Here is a 22,803-nt window from a genome sequence, read left to right as displayed (position 1 = left end):
CTTGGCGAAATCGGTCAGGTCGCACCGGGGGTTTTGCACCCCCGGACCCCCGCAGGATATTTCTGCAAAGCCGAAAGGGAAAGCCGGTCAGTCGGCCAGACCCTCCTCCTCCAGAAGGGTGCGGCCATCGCGGCTTTCGATTTCGATGACCCAGAGGTCGGGGTCGAACTTGCGCTGGCGGGCGACGGCGGCGTCCACCTCGGGTTCGGGGCCTTCGGCCAGCGTGACCCAGGCGCGTTGGCCCGTCATCAGGTCATAGCTGCGGTGCAGGGCCCGGGCGCGGCCGTCCAGCGTGGCGCATTTTATCAGGATAGCCCCCGCCTCGGCATGGCCATGCGCCGTGACATAGGCGGGGATGAAAGCCAGCTCCAGCCGCTTGAGGTAGGCGCGCACCCAGACATCGGATGCCAGGCGCGCCGACACTAGTCACCGTCCTTGAAATCAAGGCCCATTTCCGAATAGCGTTCCGCCTCTTCCAGCCAGTTCGGGCGGACCTTGACCTGCAGGAACAGATGCACCGGGCGGCCCAGGAATTCCGTCAGATCGGCGCGCGCGGCCTTGGAAATGGCCTTGATCGTTTCGCCCCCCTTGCCAAGGACAATGCCCTTGTGGCCTTCGCGGGCGACATAGATCAGCTGGTCGATGCGGGTGGAACCGTCGGCGCGGTCTTCCCATTTCTCGGTCTCGACGGTCAGCTGATAGGGCAGTTCCTCATGCAGGCGAAGCGTCAGCTTTTCGCGCGTGACCTCGGCGGCGATGACGCGCATCGGCAGGTCGGCGATCTGATCTTCAGGGTAGAACCACGGGCCTTCGGGCAATTGCCGGGCGAGCCATTCGCGCAGGTCATCCACGCCATAGCCACGTTCGGCCGAGATCATGAAGGTCCGTGCAAAGGGGTATTCGCCGTTCAGTTTTTCGGCCAACGCCAGAAGCACCTCGGCCTTGACGCGATCGATCTTGTTGATGGCAAGGGTCACCGGGCGGTCGCCAGCGCGTTCCTTCAGCGCCGCGATGATCGACGCCACGCCTTCGGTCAGGCCGCGATGCGCCTCGATCAGCAGGACGATGATATCGGCATCGGCGGCGCCGCCCCAGGCGGCGGAAACCATTGCGCGGTCCAGCCGACGGCGCGGGCGGAAGATGCCGGGGGTGTCGACAAAGACGATCTGGGCGTCGCCTTCGATCGCGACGCCGCGGATGCGGGCGCGGGTGGTCTGCACCTTGTGCGTCACGATCGAGACCTTGGCCCCGACCATGCGGTTCAACAGGGTCGACTTGCCCGCGTTCGGTTCACCGATCAAGGCCACAAAGCCGGCGCGTGTCGTTTCAGTCATCTTGCCCCTCCATCCGGGTCAGAAGCGCCTTTGCCGCGGCCTGTTCGGCCTGCCGTTTCGCGCCCGCCGTGGCCTGCGCCACCTCGCCCGAGGCCAGCTGCGCCTCTATCGTGAAGACCGGGGCGTGGTCCGGGCCTTCGCGCGCGATGGTCACATATTTCGGCGGCGGCAGGCCGCGGGCCTGGGCCCATTCCTGCAAGCTGGTCTTGGCGTCGCGGGCGTCTTCGGCGACGTTGGCCAGCCGGCCGCCCCAAAGCCGCAGCACCAGGGCGCGCGCAACCTCAAGGCCCGCGTCCAGATAGACGGCGGCGATCACCGCCTCCATCGCGTCGCCCAGAAGCGCCTCCTTGCGGCGGCCGCCGGTCATCATTTCCGACCGGCCCAGCTTCAGCACCGCCCCAAGGTCGATCTGACGGGCGACATCGGCGCAGGTTTCCTTGCGCACCAGAGCATTGAAGCGCGGGGCAAGCTGACCTTCGGAGGCGCCCTTGTCGGCGCGCAAAAGCGCGTCGGCCATCACCAGACCCAGCACCCGGTCGCCCAGAAATTCCAGACGCTGGTTGTCGGGCCGGGTCGATGAGGCGATCGAGGCATGCGTCAGCGCGCGCAGCAGCAGTTCGGGCTTGGCGAAACCATGCCCCAGACGGCCCATGAAGGCCTGGATATCGGCGGAAACCTTCACTCGATCGCCTTGAAGAAGCGGTCGGACCGCCAGGTCCAGAAGAAGAACAGCGACCGCCCCGCGGATGAGAACATCACCCGATCCGCGCGCCCGATCAGGAATTCCGCCGGAACAAATCCAAGCCCGCCCGCGGCGGCCGGAAAGCGGCTGTCTTCGGAATTGTCGCGGTTGTCGCCCATGAAGAAGAACTGCCCCGCAGGCACGGTGAAGACGGGCGTGTTGTCGGCCATCCAGCCATCTGCGATGTTCAGGATGGAATGGCTGGCGCCGCCAGGAAGGGTTTCGATCTGGCGCGTCTTTTCGCAGATACCGCCCTGGCCCACCGGATCATTTTCACAGCGCGGCATCAGGCCCTGGGGGCCCTGCAGTTCCTTGACCTCGCGGAAGACCCCGCCATCGGCCAGCTGCACCGGCGCGCCATTGATATGCAGCACGCCGTCCCTCATCTGCACCGTATCGCCTGGCATGCCAACGACGCGCTTGATGAAATCGACCCCGCGGGTGGGGTGGCGAAACACCACCACATCGCCCCGTTCCGGGTCCGATCCAAAGATGCGCCCTTCGATCGGGCAGGCCGAGAACGGGCAGGAATGGCGCGAATAGCCATAGGCCATCTTGTTGACGAACAGGAAGTCGCCGATCAGCAGCGTATCCTTCATGGATCCGGAAGGAATCCAGAACGGCTGAAAGAACAGCGTCCGGAACACCCCCGCAATAAGAAGGGCCCAGAAGACGGTCTTGATCGTCTCGACGATGCCGCTGTCGGTCTTGCTTGCCATGCCTGCCCGGTCCTTGCTGAAAATCCTGCCTTCCTTGCGATGCGCGCGCGCCCGAGTCAAGGAAGCCTGCGCGCCTCGATCACGACAAAGGCCTGCGCCCAGGGGTGATCATCGGTCAGGGTGACGTGGATCACGGCTTCGTGGCCGGCCGGCGTCATCGCGGCCAACCTGTCGGCGGCCCAGCCGGTCAGGTGCATGACCGGCTGGCCGGTGTGCAGGTTGGTCACCGCCATGTCACGCCAGGCAATGCCCATCCGCAGGCCGGTGCCCAGCGCCTTGGAACAGGCCTCTTTCGCGGCCCAGCGCTTGGCATAGGTTCCGGGCGTGTCCGCGCGCCGTTCGGCCTTGGCCTGTTCGGCGGGCGTGAAGACGCGGTTGCGGAACCGGTCGCCGAACCGATCCAGCGTCGCCGCGATCCGGTCTATATTGGCCAGATCGGACCCGATGCCCAGGATCATCGCCCCCCGCCCCTATGCGCCGGCGCGCGCCGCATCCATCGCGGCCCGCATCCGTGCGATGGCGGGGCCAAGGCCGATGAACACCGCCTCTGCAATCAGGAAATGCCCGATGTTCAGTTCGCGCACCTCGGGGAAGGCGGCGATGGGGCCCACGGTGTCAAAGGTCAGGCCGTGGCCGGCATGCACCTCAAGGCCCAGGGAATGGGCCAGCCGGGCGCCCTCGCGCAGCGCCGCAAGTTCGGCATCGCGTTCGGCCAGCCTGCCTTCGTGGTGAAGGTCGCAGTAATGGCCCGTGTGCAGTTCCACCACCGCCGCGCCAATCCGGGCCGAAGCCTCGATCTGGGCAGGGTCATGGCCAATGAACATCGACACGCGGATGCCCGCCGCACACAGGGGCGCGATGTAATCCGCCAGCCGGGCCTCATCGCCCGCCACATCAAGGCCCCCTTCGGTCGTGCGCTCTTCGCGCTTTTCGGGGACGATGCAGGCCGCATGGGGGCGGTGGCGCAGGGCAATTTCCTGCATTTCCGCCGTGGCCGCCATTTCAAAATTCAGCGGTCGGCGCAACGCGGCCATCAGCGCGCCGATATCGGCATCGCGGATATGGCGGCGATCTTCACGCAGATGGGCCGTGATGCCGTCGGCCCCCGCCTCCTCGGCCAGGCGCGCGGCGCGGACAGGGTCAGGATAGGCCGATCCGCGCGCATTGCGCAGCGTGGCGACGTGATCGATATTGACGCCCAGACGCAGGCGGTTCGGGTCGGATTGCGGCATCGTCGGTCCCCCATGGCCATGACGCGCGCAGGGTAATGCGGCGCAACCGGATTGGGAACACCCCTAAAGCGTGTCGCCAGGGTCGCGGCTGCCACGGTCTTCGCGCCGCGCGTCAAGGCGGGCGCGCAGGGCCTCCAGCCGGTCCTTCAGGCGGGCGCGGCGGCGCGTCTGATAAGCCTCGACGATGGGAAGGGACAGGTAGTAACACAGCACCCCGGCGGCAATGCCCGGAAGCAGCCCGCCCACCAGATAGGGCAACCAGACATCGTGGAAAAAGCGCGCAAGCCCGCCCCAATACATCTTGTCGGTGGTGAACAGCGCCAGGAAATTGTGGTGCAGATCCTCACCCGCGGCAAGGAATGTCTGGCCAAGACGTTCCGGTTCTTCCGGGCCGTGGCGGCGGCCCAGCATCCACTTGCCCAGCTTCATCGCCGAAACCGCAATGATCGGGAAGGTCAGGGGGTTGCCGATAAAGGTGGCCAGCAACGCCGCCAGAACATTGGCCCGCAGCGCAAGCGCCACCAGCGCGGCGGACAGGAAATGCAGCCCGAACAGCGGCGTGAAGGAAACGAAAACCCCCGCAAAAATGCCCCGCGCAATGCGGTGGGGCTGATCGGGCAGGCGGTTCACGCGGTGGCGGACATAGTGGAAGGCCCGCGCCCAACCACCGCGAGGCCACAGGAATTCCCGCATCGCCTTTAGCGCCGGTCGCCTGTCACGCCGCTTGAATACCACGTCCAGTCCTTCCCCCGCCCTGCCCGGGCGCGTCGCAGATCAGGGCTTGCGCGTCAGATCGCGATACCGTTCAACCTGCGCCACGTTGCTTTCCGCCTCAAGCGCGGTCAGCAGCGTGTGCAGATGTTCGACGTCGCGCAACTCGACCTCTATCATGAGAGAATAAAAATCGGGTTTGCGATCGACGAAGTTCAGATCAGAGATATTGGCCTTCTGCTGACCGATCAAGGTGCAGATATGGCCAAGCACCCCGGCATCGTTGGAAATGGTCAATTTGAGACTGGCAGAATAGACTGGCGCGTGCCGGCCCGAATGCCAGTGCAGATCGACCCAGCGCTGGGGCTGTTCCTCGAATTCGGCCAGAACCGGGCAGTCGGCGGCATGGATCACGACACCCTGGCCGCGATAGGTGATGCCGATGATCCGTTCCCCGGGCAGCGGCTGGCAACAGCCCGCACGGCGGAAGGTCTGGTCGGCGGGCAGGCCCAGAACGGCGCGGGCGGGTTCGACCGTTTCGGCGGGGGCCACGGCCAGTTCGGGGTAAAGTGCCTCGATCACCTCGCGCGCGGTCAGTTCCGCGGATCCGATCCGGGCCAGCAGTTCCACCTCATCGGGCAGGCCCAGGGTCTTGGCCGCGGTGCGCAACGCCTTGTCGGAAACCTTGCGCCCGACATGTTCAAAGGCCACACGCGCCAGTTCCGTGCCCAGTTTCACGAACCGGGTCCGGTCCTCTTCGCGCAGCGACTTGCGGATCGCGGCCTTGGCGCGGCCGGTCTTGACGATGTCCAGCCAGGTCGCCTGCGGCCGCTGGCCGGTGGCGGTGATGATCTCGACCGACTGGCCGTTCTTCAGCCGGGTCCACAGCGGCACGCGGATGCCGTCCACCTTGGCGCCGACGCAGGAATTGCCGATCCGGGTGTGGATCGCATAGGCATAGTCGATAGGTGTCGCGCCCTTGGGCAGCTTGACCACCTCGCCCTTGGGCGAGAAGCAGAAGACCTGGTCGGAATACATCTCAAGTTTGACGTTTTCCAGGAATTCGTCGTGATCGCCCTCGTCGAAACGTTCGGTCAGCTGCGCGATCCATTGGGCGGGGTCCACCGCAAAGGGGTTCGCCGCCCGCACACCATCGCGATAGGACCAATGCGCCGCAACGCCCGCCTCGGCCACCTCGTGCATCTGGCGGGTGCGGATCTGCACCTCGACCCGCTTGCCATCGCGGCCCGAAACGGTGGTGTGGATCGAGCGGTAACCGTTCGATTTGGGTTGGCTGATGTAATCCTTGAACCGCCCCGGCACCGCGCGCCAGCGTTGATGGATCAGCCCCAGCACCGCATAGCAATCCGATTCAGACCGGGTGATGACGCGGAAACCGTAGATGTCGGACAGGCGCGAAAAGGAAAGCTGCTTTTCCTCCATCTTGCGCCAGATCGAATAGGGGCGCTTGGCGCGGCCAAAAACATCGGCCTCGATCTGCGCCTTTTCCAGTTCGTGGCGGATGTCGGCGGTGATCTTGGGGATCACATCGCCGGTTTCCTTCTGCAAGGTCACGAAACGGCGGATGATCGAGGTGCGCGCCTCGGGGTTCAGCACCTTGAAGGCAAGGTCTTCCAGTTCCTCGCGCATCCACTGCATGCCCATCCGGCCGGCCAGGGGCGCAAAGATCTCCATAGTCTCGCGCGCCTTCTGGGCCTGCTTGTCGGCCCGCATCGACCGAATCGTGCGCATGTTGTGCAGACGGTCGGCCAACTTGACCAGGATCACCCGCAGGTCCTTGGACATGGCCATGAACAGCTTGCGGAAATTCTCGGCCTGTTTCGAGGCGTTGGACGACAGCTGCAGATTGGTCAGCTTGGTGACCCCATCCACCAGTTCCGCGACCTCATCGCCGAACATCTGCGCCACTTCGGAATAGGTGGAGCGGGTATCCTCGATCGTGTCGTGCAGCAGCGCGGTCACGATGGTCGCATCATCCAGCCGCTGTTCGGTCAGAATGGCGGCGACGGCGACGGGATGGGTGAAATAGGGCTCGCCCGAATGGCGGAACTGCCCATCATGCATCCGCCGGCCATAATCATAGGCGCGGCGGATCAATTCGGCATTGGTGCGCGGGTTGTAATTGCGGACGAGCGCGATCAGGTCTTCGACATCGATCATTCGCGCGCGCCCTGCCCCCCGGTGTTATTCGCGGCCCTGCGCGTCCATCAGCATGCGCAGCATGCGTTCTTCGGACATGTCGTCTTCGCGCGGGCGATCGGGTTCGCCGCCCATCAGCAGCGACATCGAGTCATCCTCGGGCTCATCAACCTCGATCTGGGTCTGGTTGCTTTCGATCAGCCGTTCACGCAGATCATCGGCTGCCTGAGTTTCGTCGGCGATCTCGCGCAGGGCGACAACGGGGTTCTTGTCGTTGTCGCGGTCCACCGTGATCGCAGAGCCGGCAGCAATCTCACGGGCGCGGTGCGCGGCAAGCATCACCAGTTCGAACCGGTTCGGAACCTTGTCAACGCAATCTTCAACCGTCACGCGGGCCATGAGCATCTCCAATCGGACATGGAAGGTGTGAGCGGCCTATTTAGACCCCAACCCGGGCCTTGACAAGCGCCCTTCCCCGCAGAACGGGGTCTCAAGGGGCCGGATCGCGGCTTTTTCCGCCTGTGGCAGGGCAGCAAGCATCTGGATCACGCTGTCGCCGGTTGCCGGATGACGCCAAAGCGGCGCGATCTCGGCCAGGGGAATCAGCACGAAGGCGCGATCGGCCAGGCGCGGATGCGGCAGAATCAGCCCCTCGGGCCAGTCGCGCATCTGATCGGCCAGCGCCAACCCGCGCCAGTGCGCCTGGGTCCGCGCATCGGGCAGGACCGTCTGGCCCGCCACCAGCAGATCCAGATCCACCCCGCGCGATTCCCAGCGCGCCGCGCGCTGACGCCCCAGATCCGCCTCGATGCGGTGCAACAGCGCCAGAAACTGCGCCGGGGCCAGCCCCGATGCCACCGCCGCCGCCGCATTCACGTAATCCGGCCCGGCGCCCGCAGGAAAGGCTGGCGCGTGGTAAAATCGACTGACCGCGCGCAATTCCGCCCCCGCCTGCACCAGCGCGCGCAAGGCCGCGACCAGCGTCCGCGCCGGCGCGCCGGCGGGCGATGGCAGATTGGCGCCCAAGGCGACAAAATAAGTACTATTATCCATTTAGACACATACCCAGACAGATGCGTTTTCGTATACTGCGCTGATCTTACAAAGCACCCGTTATCTTTGACCTCACAGGACTTTGCACCAATAGACTTCAGATGGCGGGCATTCTGGAAAGGACGATTTGATGTTTTACAAGGACGAACGGCTTGCGCTGTTCATTGACGGGTCGAACCTTTACGCCGCGGCCAAGGCGTTGGGGTTCGATATCGACTACAAGCTGCTGCGCCAGGAATTCGAACGCCGCGGCAAATTGGTCCGCGCTTTTTACTACACCGCGCTTCTGGAGAATGAGGAATATTCCCCGATCCGCCCGCTGGTCGACTGGCTGCACTACAACGGCTACGCAATGGTGACCAAGCCTGCCAAGGAATATACCGATTCGATGGGCCGCCGTAAGGTCAAGGGCAACATGGACATCGAGCTGGCCGTGGATGCGATGGAACTGGCCCCGCGGCTGGATCATGTCGTGCTGTTCTCGGGGGATGGCGATTTCCGGCCGCTGGTCGAAAGCCTGCAGCGCCAGGGATGCCGGGTTTCGGTCGTTTCGACGATCCGCAGCCAGCCGCCGATGATCGCGGATGAACTGCGCCGCCAGGCCGACAATTTCATCGAGCTGGATGCCCTGCGCGAGGTGATCGGCCGCCCGCCGCGCGAACCGCGCGAGCCCGAGCCAGCCACCGAACCCTGACCGCAGCAACCGACCCCCGGGCCGGGTTGATCGCGCAAAGTTCAACCCGGCACGCTTGCGCCCCGCCGGCCCTTTTGGCAAGGCACGCCCGATGCAGGATCTTGCCGCCCTGACCGGGCTTTTCTTTTCGGCCATCCTGGCCGCCTCGCCGATCCCGATGCAATCGGAGATCGTCTTTGTCGCCATGCAAACCGCCGGGGCCGCGCCGGTCTGGCTGATGGTTCTGGTGGCCGGCGTCGGCAACACGCTGGGGGCGTTGATCACCTACGGGATGGGGCGCGGGGTGAACCACTGGCGCGACCGGCGCTGGTTCCCCGCCTCGGCCAGTCAAATGGCGCGCGCCGAACGCTGGTTCGACCGCTGGGGTTTCTGGGTGCTGCTGGTCAGCTGGGCACCGGGGGGCGACCTGGCCTGTCTGGTGGCCGGGGTCTTGCGTCTGCCGATGCTGATCTTCCTGCCGCTGGTGGCGCTGGCCAAGACCGGGCGCTACGCCGCGGTGGCCTGGGTCACCGCGCAGGCGATGGGCTGGGGCGGCTAGGCCCGATCCACCGCCCGGCGACGGGATTTCGGTCTGGACCTTCGCGCCCGGCAGACATACCTGTCAGAAGATTTCGGCAAAGGGGCGCCGCATGGGAAAACCTGCTCTCACACTCTACCTTGCCGCGCCGCGCGGGTTTTGCGCGGGCGTGGACCGGGCGATCAAGATCGTGGAACTGGCGTTGCAGAAATGGGGCGCGCCGGTCTTTGTGCGCCACGAAATCGTGCACAACAAGTTCGTGGTGGACGGGCTGCGCGAAAAAGGGGCGGTTTTCGTCGAGGACCTGGACGAATGTCCCGACGACCGGCCGGTGATCTTTTCCGCCCATGGCGTGCCGAAATCCGTCCCGCAGGAGGCCGCCCGCCGCCAGATGGTCTATGTCGACGCCACCTGCCCGCTGGTCAGCAAGGTCCATATCGAGGCCGAGCGTCACCATGCCGAAGGCCTTCAGATGGTGATGATCGGCCATGCCGGCCACCCCGAGGTGCTGGGCACCATGGGTCAGCTGCCCGAGGGTGAGGTGTTGCTGGTCGAAACCGTCGAGGACGTGGCGCATCTGGCCCCGCGCGATCCCGCGCGGCTGGCCTATATCACACAAACCACCCTGTCGGTCGATGACACCGCCGCGATCGTGGCCGCGCTGGAGGCACGCTTTCCCGCCATCGTCGGCCCCGCCAAGGAAGACATCTGCTATGCCACCACCAACCGGCAGGCTGCGGTCAAGGCCATCGCGCCCCGGATCGACGCGCTTCTGGTGATTGGCGCGCCGAATTCGTCAAACTCGCGCCGCCTGGTCGAGGTGGGCCGCGCCGCGGGCTGTGCCTATGCCCAGCTGGTGCAGCGCGCCGAAGACATCGACTGGCGCGCGCTGGATGGGGTGGGCGCGGTGGGCGTAACCGCCGGCGCCAGCGCCCCCGAGGTTCTGGTGACCGAGGTAATCGACGCCTTCCGCGACCGTTTCGACCTGACCGTCGAGCCGGTGGAAACCGCGCGCGAAGACATTGAATTCAAGGTGCCGCGCGTGCTGCGCGAGGTGGTGGCATGATCGGTCGGGGCCTGATCGGTCTGGGGCGCGTCCCCGTGGTCGCGCTGGCGCTGGGGCTGGCCGGGCTGATCCCCTTCCTCTGGGCGGTGGCGGTGCTGCGCTTTGGCCTCTTTTCCCTGCCGGGGCTCAGCGCGCGCGAAGTGGCGCTTGCCTATGGGCTGATGATCTATTGCTTCATGGCCGGCAGCCTGTGGGGCTTTGCCGCCAAGGGCAACTGGGCCCTTGGCTACGCGCTGTCGGTGCTGCCTGTGCTGGGGTTTCTGGCCGCAATGGCGATACAGGCCCTGTCGGTGAACGAAGCGCTGATCCTGGGCTTTGCCGCGCTTTTGCCGCTGGATTGGGCTTTTGCCGCACGCGGGCTTGCGCCGCGCTGGTGGATGCGTCTGCGCCTGATGCTGAGCGCGGTTGTGATCGCGGCCCTGATCGCGATCCTGACGACGGGCTGATGCCCCTTTTTGACAGATGAACAGGTGACCCTTGGCTGAATTCTTCGCATGGACAGACGGCGCCTGTTCGGGCAATCCGGGCCCCGGCGGTTGGGGTGTGCTGATCCGCGCACTGGACGGAACCAGCATCGTCAAGGAACGCGAACTTTCGGGCGGCGAGCCTGAAACGACAAACAACCGGATGGAGCTTTTGGCCGCGATCAACGCGCTAGAGGTTCTAAGCCGCGATGTGGCGATCACCGTCACCACCGATTCGGCCTATGTGAAGAACGGCGTGACCGCCTGGATTCACGGCTGGAAGAAGAACGGCTGGAAAACCGCCGACCGCAAGCCGGTGAAAAACGTCGACCTGTGGCAACGCCTGGATGAGGCACAGCGCCGCCACAAGGTCACCTGGAAATGGATCAAGGGCCACGCCGGCCACCCGGAAAACGAACGGGCCGACGAACTGGCCCGCGCCGGCATGGCACCCTTCAAGGGCAGTGGTAAATGACCGGGGCGCTGGCGAACCTGTCGGTCGTCGCCGCGCTGGATATGCCTCGGTTCTGGTTTTCGCGCTGACCGGGGCACTGGTTGCCTCACGCAAACAGCTGGATCTGGTGGGGATCGTCTTCATAGGCGCCCTGACGGCGGTGGGCGGTGGCACGCTGCGCGATCTGATGCTGGGTCGTGATCCGGTGTTCTGGGTCGGCGAGCCGGGCTTTGTCGTGCTGGCGGCCGGGCCGGTCATCGTGGTGATCATGGGCATCGCCACCGGGTCCTTCGGCGGGCTGATGCGCGATGTGGTCTGTAATGAGGTTCCGCTTGTCCTGAAACAGGGGGAACTTTACCTGACCTGCGCCTTTTGCGGGGCGGCGGCGGCGCTGGTCATGGTGAGCTTGGGTTGGCCCGGGGCGCCGGCGCTGCTGGTCTGCGGCGGCGTGACCTTTGCCCTGCGCGCGGGCAGCCTGATCTTCGGCTGGCGCCTGCCGGTCTACAAGGCGCGCCCGCCCCGCGCCTAGACAAACAGCCGCAGCACAAGCGGCGCAATCAGGGCCGTCAGAACCGCGTTCAGGCCCATGCCGATGCCTGCAAAGGCGCCCGCGGTCTCATTTACCTGGAAGGCCCGCGCGGTGCCGATGCCATGGGCCGCCACGCCAACGGCAAAGCCGCGCGCCCGCCAGTCACGCACCCCCAGCGCGTTCAGCAGCGGCGTCACGACCACCGCCCCGATGATCCCCGTCAGCAGCACCAGCACTGCCGTCAGCGTCGGCGCCCCGCCCAGGCCCTCGGAAATACCGATGGCGACCGGCGCCGTCGCCGATTTCGGCGCAAGCGAGGCCAGCACCCCCGCATCCGCCCCCATCGCCCAGGCAATGCCCAGCGCGCTCAACACCGCTGTGACGGACCCCGCCAAAAGCGCCGCCAGAATCGGCAGGGCCGCCCGCCGCACCCGGGACAGATTGGCATGCAACGGCACCGCCAGCGCCACCGTCGCCGGGCCCAGCATGAAATGCACGAACTGCGCCCCCTCGAAATAGGCGGGATAGTCCGTGCCCGTCAGCCACAGCACCGCCGCCAGCACGATCACCGCCACCAGCACCGGATTGACATAGGGTTTCCGCCCCGAGGCCCGGAACGCCGCATCCCCCGCCCAATAGGCCAGCAAGGTAGCCGTCAGCCACAGCAACGGCTCGCGCGACAGATAGGACCAGATCAGCGCCGCATCAGCCATCGTCCCGGCTCCCCACCAGGCGCGCGACGTAGGCAAAGACCAGCGCGCCCACCGCAATCGCCAGAATGGTCGATCCGACCAGCGCCACCGCAATCGCCGGGCCCTGTTCAGACAGCACCCCGAAATGCGCCACCACGCCCACGCCCGCGGGCACGAACAACAGCGACAAATGCGCCAGAAGCCCCTGCGCCGTGGGCCGCACCACCTCGGCCAGCCGGGGCGCCATCAGAAAGGCGACAACCAGACCGATCATCCCCAGCACAGGCCCCGGCAAGGGCAATTCCAGGGCGCGCGCGATCACCTCGCCCGCAAGCTGAAACATCAGGATCGTGGCCAGCGCCGGGATCATCGCATCCTCCCCCATCAACACGCCCAGCCTAGCCCGCGCAAATCCCCCGCGCCAGCACCAATCCCTGATCTTCGGCTTTGTCCAAATATCCTCGGGGGGGACCGGCCCGCCAGGGCCGGGCCGGGGGGCAGACAGCCCCCCACGGCGCCAACCCGCGCATATCTTGTGGATAAGGCGCAAGATACCGCCAGATCATGGGGAACCTGATTGACTTGGGCCCCGATGCAGCGACACTTGTGCCCCGCCCGATGGAATCAGAAAGGCCTCGTCTTGCGCTTTACCCGGCTTCGCCTCAACGGTTTCAAAAGCTTCGTGGACCCCACCGATCTGGTGATCCACGACGGGCTGACCGGCGTGGTCGGCCCCAATGGCTGCGGCAAGTCCAACCTGCTTGAGGCGTTGCGCTGGGTCATGGGCGAAAACCGCCCCACCGCGATGCGCGGCGAGGGGATGGAAGACGTGATCTTCGCCGGCGCCGCCACCCGCACCGCACGCAACTTTGCCGAGGTGTCGCTGTCGATCGACAATACCGAACGGCTGGCACCCTCGGGCTTTAACGAGTCCGACGTGCTGGAAATCGTGCGCCGGATCACGCGCGATGCGGGGTCCGCCTACAAGGTCAACACCAAGGATGTGCGCGCCCGCGACGTGCAGATGCTGTTTGCCGACGCCTCGACCGGGGCGCATTCGCCCGCGCTGGTCCGCCAAGGCCAGATCGCCGAGCTGATCAACGCCAAGCCCAAGGCCCGCCGCCGCATCCTTGAGGAAGCGGCCGGGATCTCGGGCCTGTATCAGCGCCGGCATGAGGCGGAACTGAAACTGAACGGCGCCGAACAGAACCTGCTGCGCGTCGATGACGTGGTCGAGCAACTGGCCGCCCAGCTGGCCACGCTGGCCCGGCAGGCCCGGCAGGCCGCCCGCTACCGCGAGATCGGCACCGATCTGCGCCGGGCCGAAGGCAGCCTGCTGTATCGCCGCTGGCGCGAGGCCGATCTGGCCCGGGCCGAGGCGGAATCGGGCCTGGCGGAACGCATGCGCGCCGCGGGTCAGGCCGAACAGGCCGCCCGCATCGCCGCCAAGGACCGCGCCACGCGCGAAGACGCCCTGCCCCCCCTGCGCGAGGAAGAGGCAATCGCGGGGGCCATCCTGCAACGCCTGACCGTGCAGCGCGATGCCCTGACCGATCAGGAAAACCGTGCCCGCGCGATGATCGAAACCCTGACCGCGCGCATCGCACAGCTGGACCGCGACATGGACCGCGAGGCGGGGCTGAACCGCGATGCGGGCGAAACGATCGCGCAACTGGAATGGGAGCAGGGCCAGATCGCCAAGGCCAGTGACGGGCATGAGGCCCGCCTGACCGCCGCCGCCGAGGCCTCCTCCGAGGCTGCGGGCGTGCTGCAGGACCGCGAGGCGCAGCTGTCCGAGATGACCGAGGATGTCGCCCGCCTTGCCGCGCGCCATCAATCGGCGCAACGTCTGGTGGCCGACAACCGCGCCACCGCCGAGAAATCCGAAACCGAAGCCGCCCGCGCCGCCCAGGCCGCCACCGCCGCGCAGGCGGCGCTGGAACGCGCGGATACCGATCACTCGGCGGCCGAAGCCGCCCAGACCGAGGCGCAGGACAGTGCCGAGGCCGCCGAAGAGGCGCTTGCCGCCGCGGAAGAAGCCCGCGCCGAAATTCAGGGCCGCGAATCCGCCGCCCGCGCCGCCCGGTCCGAGGCCGAAGGCGAAGCGGGCGCCCTGCGCGCCGAGGTTGCGGCGCTGGCGCGTCTGGTCGAGCGTGAATCTGCGGCGGGCAAGCAATTGCTGGACCGGGTCCGGGTCGACAAGGGCTTTGAGGCGGCGCTGGGGGCGGCGCTGGCCGATGATCTGCGCGCGCCCGAGGTGGATCAGACCGCGAAATCGGGCTGGGGGGCGCTGCCCGATTACGATGCGCCCCAATCGCTGCCCGATGGCGTGGCGCCGCTTTCGGCGCATGTCACCGTGCCCGCCGTGCTGGCCCGCCGCATCGCGCAGATCGGGCTGGTGGCCGATCACGCGGAAGGCACGCGGTTGCAACACGCGCTGCGCCCCGGCCAGCGGCTGGTGTCGCGCGCGGGCGATCTGTGGCGCTGGGACGGGTTCCGGTCGGGTGCGGAGGATGCGCCCTCGGCCGCGGCGCTGCGGTTGCAGCAACTGAACCGCCTGGTCGAGTTGAAGCGCGATCTGGAAGAAGTCGCCGCCCGGGCCGAAGGCGCGCGGCAGGCGCATGAGATGCTGACCCGTCAGCTGGCCGAGGCTGGCGCCGCCGATGCCCGCGCCCGCGACGCCCGGCGCGAGGCGGACCGGCGGCTGGCCGAAGCAGGCCGCGCGCTGTCGCGCGCCGAGGCGGACCGCTCGATCGCGGGCAGCAAGCTGGAAAGCGCGCGTCTGGCCGTGGCCCGCCATGAGGAAGAGGCCTCGGCCGCGCGCATGGCGCTGCGCGAGGCGGAAAGCGCGCTGGCCGCCCTGCCCGATCTGGCCGCCGCCCGCGCCGATGTCGACGCGGTCAAGATGACTGTCGAAGCCGCGCGGATGACGATGATGACCCGCCGGTCCGCCCATGACGAAATCCGCCGCGAGGGCGAGGCGCGGCTGAAGCGTCGGCAGGAGATCACCAAGGAAATCTCGGGCTGGCGGCACCGCCTGGAAACCGCCGAGAAACGGTCCGCCGAACTGGCGCAGCGCCGGCGTGAAACCGAGGCCGATTTGCACGAGGCCGCCGAGGCCCCGGGCGAGCTGGCCGCCAAGCGCGAGGAACTGACCGAGGCGATCGAGGCCGCCGAAGACCGGCGCGCGCGCGCCGCCGATGCGCTGGCCACCGCCGAATCCGCGCTGCGCGAGGCACAGATGGCCGAACGCGATGCCGAACGTCTGGCCGGTGAGGCGCGCGAGGCCCGCGCCCGCGCCGAAGCCCGGGTTGATGCGGCGCGCGAAACCGTGGCCTATGCCGCCGAACGCATCCGCGAAGAGACCGAGCTTGACCCCCCCGCGCTGCTGGCGACGCTGGCGACCGACCCCGACGCCATGCCCGCATCCGAAGAGCTGGAGATCGAGGTCGCCCGCCTGAAGCGCCAGCGCGAAGCCCTTGGCGCCGTCAACCTGCGCGCCGAGGAAGACGCGAAAGAGGTTCAGGCCGAACATGACACGCTGGTCAAGGAAAAGGCCGATCTGGAAGAGGCGATCCGCAAGCTGCGCGCGGGCATCGCGGGCCTGAACCGCGAGGGCCGCGAGCGCCTGCTGACCGCGTTTGAACAGGTGAACGAAAGCTTCCGCATGCTGTTCACCCATCTGTTCGGCGGGGGCGACGCAAATCTGGTGCTGGTGGAAAGCGATGATCCGCTGGAAGCGGGCCTTGAGATCATGTGCCAGCCGCCGGGCAAGAAGCTGTCGACGCTGAGCCTTTTGTCGGGGGGAGAACAGACGCTAACGGCGATGGCGCTGATCTTTGCCGTCTTCCTGGCCAACCCCGCCCCGATCTGCGTGCTGGATGAGGTTGACGCGCCGCTGGACGATGCCAACGTCACCCGGTTCTGCGACCTTCTGGATGAAATGACCCGCCGCACCGACACGCGGTTCCTGATCATTACCCACCATGCCGTGACCATGAGCCGGATGGACCGGCTGTTCGGCGTCACGATGCAGGAACAGGGGGTCAGCCAGCTGGTCTCGGTCGACCTCAAGCGGGCGGAACAGCTGGTGGCGTAGGCAGGGGGCGCTGCCCCCTTGCGGCCCAAGGCCGCTTACCCCCGGGATATTTCGGCAAAGCCGAAGGGGGCTTGAGGGCGCGCGGGCGGCACCCTAGCCTGCCCCCGCAACCAACCGGAGGGAATCATGGCGAAGATCGAAGCACGTCTGGCGGAACTGGGGATCGAGCTTCCGGCGGCGCCGATGCCGGCGGCCAATTATGTGCCCTTTGTGCGCACGGGCGATCAGTTGTTCGTATCGGGCCAGATCTCGGCCGGGGCCCAAGGGCTGATCACGGGCAAGCTGGGCGCGGATCTGGACCGAGAGGCGGGCGCGCTGGCCGCGCGATCCTGCGGGCTGGCGCTGATTGCGCAGGCCAAGGCCGCGCTTGGCGATCTGGACCGGATCAGGCGGGTCGTGAAGCTGGTGGGCTTTGTCAATTCGACGCCCGATTTCACCGATCAGCCCGAGGTGGTCAACGGCTGTTCCGACCTGATGGTCGAGGTCTTTGGCGATGCCGGGCGGCATGCGCGGTCCGCCGTATCCGCCGCCAGCCTGCCGCGCGGGGTTGCCGTTGAGGTCGAGGCGATCTTCGAGGTCGAATGATGGCGCTGCACCCCGATTTCCTGCGCCTGCCGATCGCGCATCGCACGCTGCACGACCGCGCGGCCGGTCGACCGGAAAACAGCCGCGCCGCCGTGCGTGCGGCCGTGGCGGCGGGCTATGCGATAGAGATCGACATCCAGCCGTCGGAAGACGGAGTACCGATGGTCTTTCACGACTATGATCTGCGGCGCCTGACCGGGGTGTCCGGGCGCATCCGGGGGCTGAGCGCGCGCAAGCTGGCAACGCTGCGGCTGCTGGGGGGCGAAGACGGTATCCCGACGCTGGCCGAGGTGCTGGCGATCGTGGCGGGCCGGGTGCCCCTGCTGATCGAGATCAAGGATCAGGATGGCGGTCTTGGCCCCGAGGTCGGCCTACTGGAACAGGCGGTGGCCGGGACGCTGGCCGGCTATGGCGGGCCGGTGGCGGTGATGTCGTTCAACCCGCATGCGGTGGCGGCATTTCATCGGGCGGCACCCGGGGTGGCGGTGGGGCTGACGACATCTGCCTATCGCGCCGAAGATTGGGGGCTGATCGCGGCGGGCACGCGCGACCGGCTGCGCGAGATCCCGGATTATGACCGCGTCGGGGCCTGTTTCATCTCGCATGAGGTATCAGACCTGGACCGGCCACGCGTGGCCGCGCTGAAGGCGCAGGGTGCGGCGGTGCTGTGCTGGACCGTCAAATCCCCCGAGGTCGAGGCCAAGGCACGCCAGATCGCGGATAACGTGACCTTCGAGGACTATCTTTCCCCCCTGCCCGCTTGACGGCGCCCCCCGACGCGCCATGTTTGCGGGCGAACGGGGGCCGGCATGAACGAGAGCATCGAGATCACGATCCATTCGGGTGTGGCGGCGATCGCCCCGCAGGATTGGGATGCCTGCGCCTGCCCCGAGGCGGCAGCGGGCCGTGCCATCGACCCGTTCACCACGCATCGCTTCCTGAGCGCGCTGGAAAGCTCGGGTTCCGTCGGGGCGGAGACCGGCTGGCAGCCGCGCCCGATCGTGGCGCGCTTGCGGGACCAAGTGATTGCCGTCGCGCCGGTTTATGTGAAATCACACAGCCAGGGGGAATATATCTTCGATCACGGCTGGGCCGATGCCTATGAGCGCGCGGGCGGCCACTATTACCCCAAGCTGCAATGCGCTGTGCCCTTCACGCCCGTCACCGGGCGGCGCCTGCTGACCCGACCGGGGTATGAGGCGCAGGGCCGCGCGGCGCTGTTGCACGGGATGGAACAAATCGCACAGGACGCGGGGCTGTCTTCGGTGCATGTCACCTTCTGCACGGCCGATGAGGTGGCGGATGCGGAAACCGCAGGCTACCTGGCGCGCCGCACGCAGCAATTCCACTGGGTCAACCGCGGCTATGCCAGCTATGACGATTTTCTGGCAGAGCTGTCATCGCGCAAGCGCAAGGCGCTGCGCAAGGAACGTGACCGCGCGCAGGGCTTTGGCGGCACGATCTGCACCCTGACCGGGGATGATATTCAGCCGCAGCATTGGGATGCCTTCTGGGTCTTTTATCAGGACACCGGCAGCCGCAACTGGGGCCGCCCCTATCTGACGCGCGCCTTTTTCGACGTGCTGCACCAGATGCGCGACGATGTGCTGCTGGTGCTGGCCGAACGCGATGGCCGCCCCATTGCGGGCGCGCTGAACCTGATCGGGCGCGATGCGCTGTTTGGCCGCTATTGGGGCTGCATCGAGGATCACCCCTTCCTGCATTTCGAACTGTGCTATCATCAGGCGATTGACTGGGCCATCGCGCAGGGACTGTCGCGGGTTGAGGCGGGGGCACAGGGCGAACACAAGCTGGCGCGCGGCTATCTGCCAAGCCCGATCCATTCGGCGCATTGGATTGCGCATCCGGGCCTGCGCGCCGCCATCGCCGATTACCTGCGCGCCGAACGCGTCGCCGTGGCCGAGGATATCGAGATCCTTACCGCCTATGGCCCGTTCCGGTCCGGCACCGCCGACTGACCGCCCCGCCCTTTCCGGGGGCGGCCCGCGCGCTATCGTCACACGAAAGCCAAGGAGCGACTGCCATGACCCAACGCCTGAGCGAAGCCGACCGCCTGCGCCTGCTGCCCGATCTGGGCGAAACCGGATGGGGCGCGGTGCCCGACCGCGATGCGATCCGCAAGATCCTGAAGTTCGGGAATTTCTCGGAAGCCTGGGGCTTCATGTCGCGCGCCGCGCTGGTGGCCGAGAAGATGGGCCACCACCCGGAATGGACCAATGTCTATAACGTGGTCGACATCACCCTGACGACACATCACTGCGACGGGCTAAGCCAGCTGGACATCGACCTGGCCCGCGCCATCGACACGCTGGCCTTGGGCGCGACCGTCCAGCGCGACCAGACGGAACCCGTCGAATGCCTGTGCAAGCTGCACGCAACGCAATGACCGGATAAAAAAGGCGCGCCCGTGCGGGGGCGCGCCCGGGGTCGCGCGATCAGATCGCGGCCAGCATCGCCTCACCGCCCGAAACGTCACAGACGCCGGGGGATTCCTCAACCTGAAGCACCTTGATGGTGCCATCCTCGACATACATCGCGAAGCGCTTGAAGCGGTTGATCAGGCCCACCGGCGGCGCGCTGAACGACAGCCCGATGGCATTGACAAAGGCGCTTTCGGCATCGGCCAGCATCGTGATGCCCGCCGCCGTCGCCCCGGTGGCCTCGCCCCAGGCGCCCATCACGAAGGGATCGTTGACCGAAACACAGATGATTTCGTCCACGCCCTTTGCCTCAAGCTGGGCCTTCGTGCGCATGAAGCTGGGCAGGTGCGCCGAGGAACAGGTGCGGGTAAAGGCCCCGGGAAGGCCAAAGATCACAACCTTGCGGCCCTTGAGCTTTGCCGCCAGATCCACCGTCCGCGGCCCTTCAGGGCCCAGTTCCAGCAGCGTCGCCCCCGGTAGCGTGTCTCCCGCGGAAATCGTCATGTCAGTCTCCCTGTTGCGTTGCGCTAAGATGCTGGCAGGATATAGGTTCTGTTGTGGAAACGACTAGAGGGAATGCAGTCATGGCAGGAATTGTCGTCGTGGGCGGGGGGCAGGCGGCGGCCTCTTTGGCGGTCAAGCTGCGCGCCTTGGGATATGTGGGCGCGCTGACGATCCTGTGCGATGAACCCGTGCCCCCCTATCAACGCCCGCCCCTGTCCAAGGCCTATCTGCTGGGTGACATGGCACTGGATCGGCTGCTGCTGCGCGCCGATGATTTCTGGGCCGCGCAGGACATCACCATCCGCACCGGCTGCCGGGCCGAGGCGATCGACCGCGCGGCCAAGACCCTGCACCTGACCGACGGCGAAACCCTGGCCTATGACCAGCTGGCCCTGACCACCGGCGCCACCCCGCGCCAGTTGCCCGCGGCAATCGGCGGCGGGCTTGGCGGGGTGCATGTGGTGCGCACGCTGGCCGATGTCGATGCAATGGCCCCGGCGCTGAAACCCGGCGCGCGGCTGGTGGTCATCGGCGGCGGCTACATCGGGCTGGAAGGCGCCGCCGTCGCGCGCAAGCTGGGCCTGGAGGTCACCCTGATCGAGGCCGCCCCGCGTATCCTGGGCCGCGTCGCCTGCGCCGAAACCGCGGACGCGATCCGCGCCCTGCACCATGCCCACGGCGTGCAGATCATTGAGGGTACCGGCCTTGCGCGCCTGACCGGCACCGACCACGTCACCGGCGCCGATCTGGCCGACGGCCGCCACATCCCGGCGGATGTGGTCGTTGTCGGCATCGGCGTCGCGCCACAGACCGCGCTGGCCGAAGCCGCGGGCCTTGCCATCGAAAACGGCATCAAGGTCGATGCCCAGGGCCGCAGCACTGATCCCGCGATCTGGGCCGCGGGCGATTGCGCCTCTTTCCCCGGGCCAGATGGCCGGATGCGGCTGGAAAGCGTGGGCAACGCCATCGACATGGCCGAAACGGTCGCCGCGAACATGCTGGGGGCGGGCAAGGCCTATCACCCCAAACCCTGGTTCTGGTCGGATCAGTTCGATGCGAAACTTCAGATCGCCGGGTTAAACACCGGCTACACCCAGGTCATCACCCGCCGGGGCGACGGCCAATCCTTCTGGTACTATCGCAACGACCGGCTGATCGCGGTGGATGCGCTGAACGACGCGCGCGCCTACATGATCGGCAAGCGCCTGATTGAATCGGGCAAATCCCCCGCGCCTGACGCGCTGGCCGATCCGGCAACCGATCTCAAGGCGCTGCTGGCATGAGGATCATCGGCGGCGACAAGCGCGGCCTGAAACTGGCCGATGTGGGCGAGGGCGACGCCCGCGCCCACCTGCGCCCCACCTCTGACCGGGTGCGCGAAGCGATCTTCAACCTTCTGGTCAACGGCACCCACGGCAACCCGATCCCCGGCGCCCGGGTGCTTGACCTCTTCGCCGGAACCGGCGCGCTGGGGCTTGAGGCGCTATCGCGTGGCGCTGCCCGCGTGGCCTTCGTCGATGATGGCACCGCGGCCCGCGCGCTTCTGCGCCAGAACATCGAAAAAATGCGCGCCATGGGCGTCACCGATGTCTGGCGGCGCGATGCCACCCGCATGGGCCCCAACCGCGGCCCCGGCTACGACCTGATCTTCCTTGACCCGCCCTACGGACAATCGCTGGGCGAGGCCGCGCTCGCCTCATGCCTGGAAGGCGGCTGGATCGCCCCCGGCGCAATGATCGTATGGGAAGAAAACACCCCGCCCACGCCCCCCGCGCCACTGCAACAGATCGACCAGCGCGCCTATGGCGATACGCTGGTCACACTGCTGCGGATGCCGGACTGACCCTTGCCGCTTCTTCTTGGCCAAATACTCCGGGGGTCCGGGGGCGGCGCCCCCGGCCTGACCGTTCAGCCCCAGGTCGGATGAAACCGCCCGGCCGGGCTCAGTGTGAAAATCTCGCAACCATCGGCAGTCACGCCCACCGAATGCTCGAACTGCGCCGACAGCGACTTGTCGCGCGTCACCGCGGTCCAGTCATCGGCCAGCACCTTGGTTTCGGGCCGGCCCAGGTTCACCATCGGCTCGATGGTGAAGAACATGCCCTCTTCCAGCACCGGGCCCGCGCCCGCGCGGCCATAGTGCAGAACGTTTGGCGGCGCGTGGAACACCCGGCCCAGCCCGTGGCCACAGAAATCGCGCACCACGCTCATCCGGTGGCCCTCGACATAGCTCTGGATGGCGTGGCCGATATCGCCAAAGGTGTTGCCGGGCTTGACCGCCTCGATCCCCAGCATCAGCGCGTCATGCGTCACCTGGATCAGCCGTTCGGCCTTGCGCGGCAGGTTGCCCGCCACATACATCCGGCTGGTATCGCCATACCAGCCATCCAGAATGACGGTCACGTCGATGTTCAGGATGTCGCCATCCTTCAGCAGCTTGGCCCCCGGAATCCCGTGGCAGACCACATGGTTGACCGAAATGCACGAGGCATGCTGATAGCCGCGATAGCCGATGGTGGCCGATTTCGCGCCCAGCGCCTCGACCCGGTCGCGAATGAAATCGTCCAGCGCGCCGGTGCTGACCCCCGGTTCCACCAGGGGCGCCACCTCATCCAGGATGCGCGCGGCCAGATGACCTGCGGCCTGCATGCCTTCGAAATCGGCGGGCTCATGAATGCGGATGCCATCCTTCGTCAGACGGCCACTGCTATCGTCCACGGGCATTCTCCTGCGTTTGCGGCTTCTAGATAGTCACAAATCGCGGCCTTGGCCAGTGCCGGGCTTTTCGTGCCCCCGCCCGCGCCCTA

27 protein-coding genes are annotated in these 22,803 nt (G+C 66.8%); 13 read left to right on the top strand and 14 right to left on the bottom strand.

The window, feature by feature from the left end:
* Positions 1-87: 87 nt before the first annotated feature.
* From MXB90_RS04255 to folK, 10 genes are all read right to left on the bottom strand, one after another.
* Entirely contained in the window at positions 88-423 is a 336-nt protein-coding gene (locus MXB90_RS04255) for a DUF1491 family protein (RefSeq protein ID WP_250041464.1), read from the bottom strand.
* Positions 423-1,334 (bottom strand): GTPase Era, encoded by a 912-nt coding sequence (era, locus tag MXB90_RS04250; RefSeq protein WP_250041462.1) that lies wholly within the window; start codon positions 1,332-1,334, stop codon positions 423-425. Before era ends, MXB90_RS04255 begins: the two co-directional genes overlap by 1 nt.
* A complete protein-coding gene (gene rnc, locus MXB90_RS04245; protein ID WP_250041461.1) occupies positions 1,327-2,016 on the bottom strand; it encodes a ribonuclease III in 690 nt (229 codons plus the stop codon). The genes era and rnc overlap by 8 nt, the downstream gene beginning before the upstream one ends.
* A complete protein-coding gene (gene lepB / locus MXB90_RS04240) occupies positions 2,013-2,795 on the bottom strand; it encodes a signal peptidase I (protein WP_250041460.1) in 783 nt (260 codons plus the stop codon). The genes rnc and lepB overlap by 4 nt, the downstream gene beginning before the upstream one ends.
* A 56-nt stretch (positions 2,796-2,851) precedes the next feature.
* On the bottom strand, positions 2,852-3,253 hold the full coding sequence (gene acpS, locus MXB90_RS04235) for a holo-ACP synthase (protein ID WP_250041459.1): 402 nt from the start codon (positions 3,251-3,253) through the stop codon (positions 2,852-2,854).
* A 12-nt stretch (positions 3,254-3,265) separates the two neighbouring features.
* On the bottom strand, positions 3,266-4,027 hold the full coding sequence (locus MXB90_RS04230) for a pyridoxine 5'-phosphate synthase (RefSeq protein WP_250041458.1): 762 nt from the start codon (positions 4,025-4,027) through the stop codon (positions 3,266-3,268).
* A 63-nt stretch (positions 4,028-4,090) separates the two neighbouring features.
* Positions 4,091-4,762, bottom strand: a complete 672-nt coding sequence (locus MXB90_RS04225; RefSeq protein ID WP_250041456.1) for a DUF2062 domain-containing protein — start codon at positions 4,760-4,762, stop codon at positions 4,091-4,093.
* Between the two features lie 39 nt (positions 4,763-4,801).
* Positions 4,802-6,919 carry a RelA/SpoT family protein gene (locus MXB90_RS04220; RefSeq protein WP_250041454.1) on the bottom strand — a complete coding sequence of 706 codons (2,118 nt, stop codon included), beginning with the start codon at positions 6,917-6,919 and terminating at the stop codon, positions 4,802-4,804.
* Positions 6,920-6,943: 24 nt separating this feature from the next.
* Positions 6,944-7,297: a DNA-directed RNA polymerase subunit omega gene (rpoZ, locus tag MXB90_RS04215; protein WP_250041452.1), complete on the bottom strand. Its 354-nt coding sequence runs from the start codon at positions 7,295-7,297 to the stop codon at positions 6,944-6,946.
* Positions 7,298-7,333: 36 nt separating this feature from the next.
* On the bottom strand, positions 7,334-7,951 hold the full coding sequence (folK, locus tag MXB90_RS04210) for a 2-amino-4-hydroxy-6-hydroxymethyldihydropteridine diphosphokinase (protein ID WP_250041449.1): 618 nt from the start codon (positions 7,949-7,951) through the stop codon (positions 7,334-7,336).
* Between the two features lie 130 nt (positions 7,952-8,081).
* On the opposite strand from folK, the gene MXB90_RS04205 reads away from it, so the two are divergent.
* From MXB90_RS04205 to MXB90_RS04180, 6 genes are all read left to right on the top strand, one after another.
* A complete protein-coding gene (locus MXB90_RS04205) occupies positions 8,082-8,645 on the top strand; it encodes a LabA-like NYN domain-containing protein (protein ID WP_250041447.1) in 564 nt (187 codons plus the stop codon).
* 91 nt (positions 8,646-8,736) lie between these two features.
* Entirely contained in the window at positions 8,737-9,183 is a 447-nt protein-coding gene (locus MXB90_RS04200) for a YqaA family protein (protein WP_250041444.1), read from the top strand.
* A gap of 91 nt (positions 9,184-9,274) precedes the next feature.
* Complete coding sequence (gene ispH, locus MXB90_RS04195) at positions 9,275-10,228, top strand: 4-hydroxy-3-methylbut-2-enyl diphosphate reductase (protein WP_250041442.1); 954 nt, start codon at positions 9,275-9,277, stop codon at positions 10,226-10,228.
* Entirely contained in the window at positions 10,225-10,674 is a 450-nt protein-coding gene (locus MXB90_RS04190) for a DUF3429 domain-containing protein (protein WP_250041440.1), read from the top strand. Before ispH ends, MXB90_RS04190 begins: the two co-directional genes overlap by 4 nt.
* Positions 10,675-10,705: 31 nt before the next feature.
* Positions 10,706-11,167 (top strand): ribonuclease HI, encoded by a 462-nt coding sequence (rnhA, locus tag MXB90_RS04185; RefSeq protein ID WP_250041437.1) that lies wholly within the window; start codon positions 10,706-10,708, stop codon positions 11,165-11,167.
* Positions 11,157-11,675 (top strand): trimeric intracellular cation channel family protein, encoded by a 519-nt coding sequence (locus tag MXB90_RS04180; protein WP_250041435.1) that lies wholly within the window; start codon positions 11,157-11,159, stop codon positions 11,673-11,675. The genes rnhA and MXB90_RS04180 overlap by 11 nt, the downstream gene beginning before the upstream one ends.
* On the opposite strand, the gene MXB90_RS04175 is transcribed toward MXB90_RS04180, so the two are convergent.
* The gene (locus tag MXB90_RS04175) at positions 11,672-12,388 is read right to left on the bottom strand and encodes an LrgB family protein (protein WP_250041434.1); all 717 of its coding nucleotides are present in this window, start codon (positions 12,386-12,388) and stop codon (positions 11,672-11,674) included. The two genes, MXB90_RS04180 and MXB90_RS04175, sit on opposite strands and share 4 nt — an antisense overlap.
* Positions 12,381-12,737 carry a CidA/LrgA family protein gene (locus tag MXB90_RS04170; RefSeq protein ID WP_250041533.1) on the bottom strand — a complete coding sequence of 119 codons (357 nt, stop codon included), beginning with the start codon at positions 12,735-12,737 and terminating at the stop codon, positions 12,381-12,383. Before MXB90_RS04170 ends, MXB90_RS04175 begins: the two co-directional genes overlap by 8 nt.
* Positions 12,738-13,007: 270 nt before the next feature.
* Here MXB90_RS04170 and smc point away from each other — a divergent pair, with 270 nt between their 5' ends.
* The 5 genes from smc (at position 13,008) to MXB90_RS04145 (ending at position 19,458) form a co-directional block, all read left to right on the top strand.
* Positions 13,008-16,466, top strand: a complete 3,459-nt coding sequence (smc, locus tag MXB90_RS04165; protein ID WP_250041426.1) for a chromosome segregation protein SMC — start codon at positions 13,008-13,010, stop codon at positions 16,464-16,466.
* Positions 16,467-16,592: 126 nt separating this feature from the next.
* Complete coding sequence (locus MXB90_RS04160) at positions 16,593-17,051, top strand: RidA family protein (RefSeq protein ID WP_250041424.1); 459 nt, start codon at positions 16,593-16,595, stop codon at positions 17,049-17,051.
* Positions 17,051-17,815, top strand: coding sequence for a glycerophosphodiester phosphodiesterase family protein (locus MXB90_RS04155; protein ID WP_462982215.1), 765 nt, complete (start codon positions 17,051-17,053; stop codon positions 17,813-17,815). Before MXB90_RS04160 ends, MXB90_RS04155 begins: the two co-directional genes overlap by 1 nt.
* 45 nt (positions 17,816-17,860) lie before the next feature.
* Positions 17,861-19,030: a GNAT family N-acetyltransferase gene (locus MXB90_RS04150; protein WP_250041419.1), complete on the top strand. Its 1,170-nt coding sequence runs from the start codon at positions 17,861-17,863 to the stop codon at positions 19,028-19,030.
* A 65-nt stretch (positions 19,031-19,095) separates the two neighbouring features.
* On the top strand, positions 19,096-19,458 hold the full coding sequence (locus MXB90_RS04145) for a 4a-hydroxytetrahydrobiopterin dehydratase (protein WP_250041417.1): 363 nt from the start codon (positions 19,096-19,098) through the stop codon (positions 19,456-19,458).
* A 49-nt stretch (positions 19,459-19,507) separates the two neighbouring features.
* On the opposite strand, the gene MXB90_RS04140 is transcribed toward MXB90_RS04145, so the two are convergent.
* Positions 19,508-19,996: a peroxiredoxin gene (locus MXB90_RS04140; RefSeq protein WP_250041415.1), complete on the bottom strand. Its 489-nt coding sequence runs from the start codon at positions 19,994-19,996 to the stop codon at positions 19,508-19,510.
* 80 nt (positions 19,997-20,076) lie between these two features.
* Between MXB90_RS04140 and MXB90_RS04135 the strand changes: the two genes are divergently transcribed.
* Both MXB90_RS04135 and rsmD read left to right on the top strand, forming a co-directional pair.
* A complete protein-coding gene (locus MXB90_RS04135) occupies positions 20,077-21,279 on the top strand; it encodes an NAD(P)/FAD-dependent oxidoreductase (RefSeq protein WP_250041413.1) in 1,203 nt (400 codons plus the stop codon).
* Positions 21,276-21,839 (top strand): 16S rRNA (guanine(966)-N(2))-methyltransferase RsmD, encoded by a 564-nt coding sequence (rsmD, locus tag MXB90_RS04130; protein WP_250041410.1) that lies wholly within the window; start codon positions 21,276-21,278, stop codon positions 21,837-21,839. The genes MXB90_RS04135 and rsmD overlap by 4 nt, the downstream gene beginning before the upstream one ends.
* A 65-nt stretch (positions 21,840-21,904) precedes the next feature.
* Here rsmD and map read toward each other — a convergent pair whose 3' ends face one another.
* Entirely contained in the window at positions 21,905-22,720 is an 816-nt protein-coding gene (map, locus tag MXB90_RS04125; RefSeq protein ID WP_250041404.1) for a type I methionyl aminopeptidase, read from the bottom strand.
* Positions 22,721-22,803 lie beyond the last annotated feature (83 nt).

The sequence above is a fragment of the Phaeovulum molybdatiresistens genome (genome assembly GCF_023544865.1).
Taxonomy (GTDB): domain Bacteria; phylum Pseudomonadota; class Alphaproteobacteria; order Rhodobacterales; family Rhodobacteraceae; genus Pontitalea.
The sequence above is the reverse complement of the archived record's forward strand: the minus strand, read 5'-3'. Positions and strand labels throughout refer to the sequence as shown.

Bases quoted from the DNA above. Each gene is read 5' to 3' on its own strand.
- era (WP_250041462.1), bottom strand. From the start codon at position 1,334: ATGACTGAAACGACACGCGCCGGCTTTGTGGCCTTGATCGGTGAACCG.
- lepB (WP_250041460.1), bottom strand. From the start codon at position 2,795: ATGGCAAGCAAGACCGACAGCGGCATCGTCGAGACGATCAAGACCGTC.
- acpS (WP_250041459.1), bottom strand. From the start codon at position 3,253: ATGATCCTGGGCATCGGGTCCGATCTGGCCAATATAGACCGGATCGCG.
- MXB90_RS04230 (WP_250041458.1), bottom strand. From the start codon at position 4,027: ATGCCGCAATCCGACCCGAACCGCCTGCGTCTGGGCGTCAATATCGAT.
- MXB90_RS04220 (WP_250041454.1), bottom strand. From the start codon at position 6,919: ATGATCGATGTCGAAGACCTGATCGCGCTCGTCCGCAATTACAACCCG.
- rpoZ (WP_250041452.1), bottom strand. From the start codon at position 7,297: ATGGCCCGCGTGACGGTTGAAGATTGCGTTGACAAGGTTCCGAACCGG.
- folK (WP_250041449.1), bottom strand. From the start codon at position 7,951: ATGGATAATAGTACTTATTTTGTCGCCTTGGGCGCCAATCTGCCATCG.
- MXB90_RS04205 (WP_250041447.1), top strand. From the start codon at position 8,082: ATGTTTTACAAGGACGAACGGCTTGCGCTGTTCATTGACGGGTCGAAC.
- MXB90_RS04200 (WP_250041444.1), top strand. From the start codon at position 8,737: ATGCAGGATCTTGCCGCCCTGACCGGGCTTTTCTTTTCGGCCATCCTG.
- ispH (WP_250041442.1), top strand. From the start codon at position 9,275: ATGGGAAAACCTGCTCTCACACTCTACCTTGCCGCGCCGCGCGGGTTT.
- MXB90_RS04190 (WP_250041440.1), top strand. From the start codon at position 10,225: ATGATCGGTCGGGGCCTGATCGGTCTGGGGCGCGTCCCCGTGGTCGCG.
- MXB90_RS04175 (WP_250041434.1), bottom strand. From the start codon at position 12,388: ATGGCTGATGCGGCGCTGATCTGGTCCTATCTGTCGCGCGAGCCGTTG.
- MXB90_RS04170 (WP_250041533.1), bottom strand. From the start codon at position 12,737: ATGATCCCGGCGCTGGCCACGATCCTGATGTTTCAGCTTGCGGGCGAG.
- MXB90_RS04160 (WP_250041424.1), top strand. From the start codon at position 16,593: ATGGCGAAGATCGAAGCACGTCTGGCGGAACTGGGGATCGAGCTTCCG.
- MXB90_RS04155 (WP_462982215.1), top strand. From the start codon at position 17,051: ATGGCGCTGCACCCCGATTTCCTGCGCCTGCCGATCGCGCATCGCACG.
- MXB90_RS04150 (WP_250041419.1), top strand. From the start codon at position 17,861: ATGAACGAGAGCATCGAGATCACGATCCATTCGGGTGTGGCGGCGATC.
- MXB90_RS04145 (WP_250041417.1), top strand. From the start codon at position 19,096: ATGACCCAACGCCTGAGCGAAGCCGACCGCCTGCGCCTGCTGCCCGAT.
- MXB90_RS04140 (WP_250041415.1), bottom strand. From the start codon at position 19,996: ATGACGATTTCCGCGGGAGACACGCTACCGGGGGCGACGCTGCTGGAA.
- MXB90_RS04135 (WP_250041413.1), top strand. From the start codon at position 20,077: ATGGCAGGAATTGTCGTCGTGGGCGGGGGGCAGGCGGCGGCCTCTTTG.
- rsmD (WP_250041410.1), top strand. From the start codon at position 21,276: ATGAGGATCATCGGCGGCGACAAGCGCGGCCTGAAACTGGCCGATGTG.
- map (WP_250041404.1), bottom strand. From the start codon at position 22,720: ATGCCCGTGGACGATAGCAGTGGCCGTCTGACGAAGGATGGCATCCGC.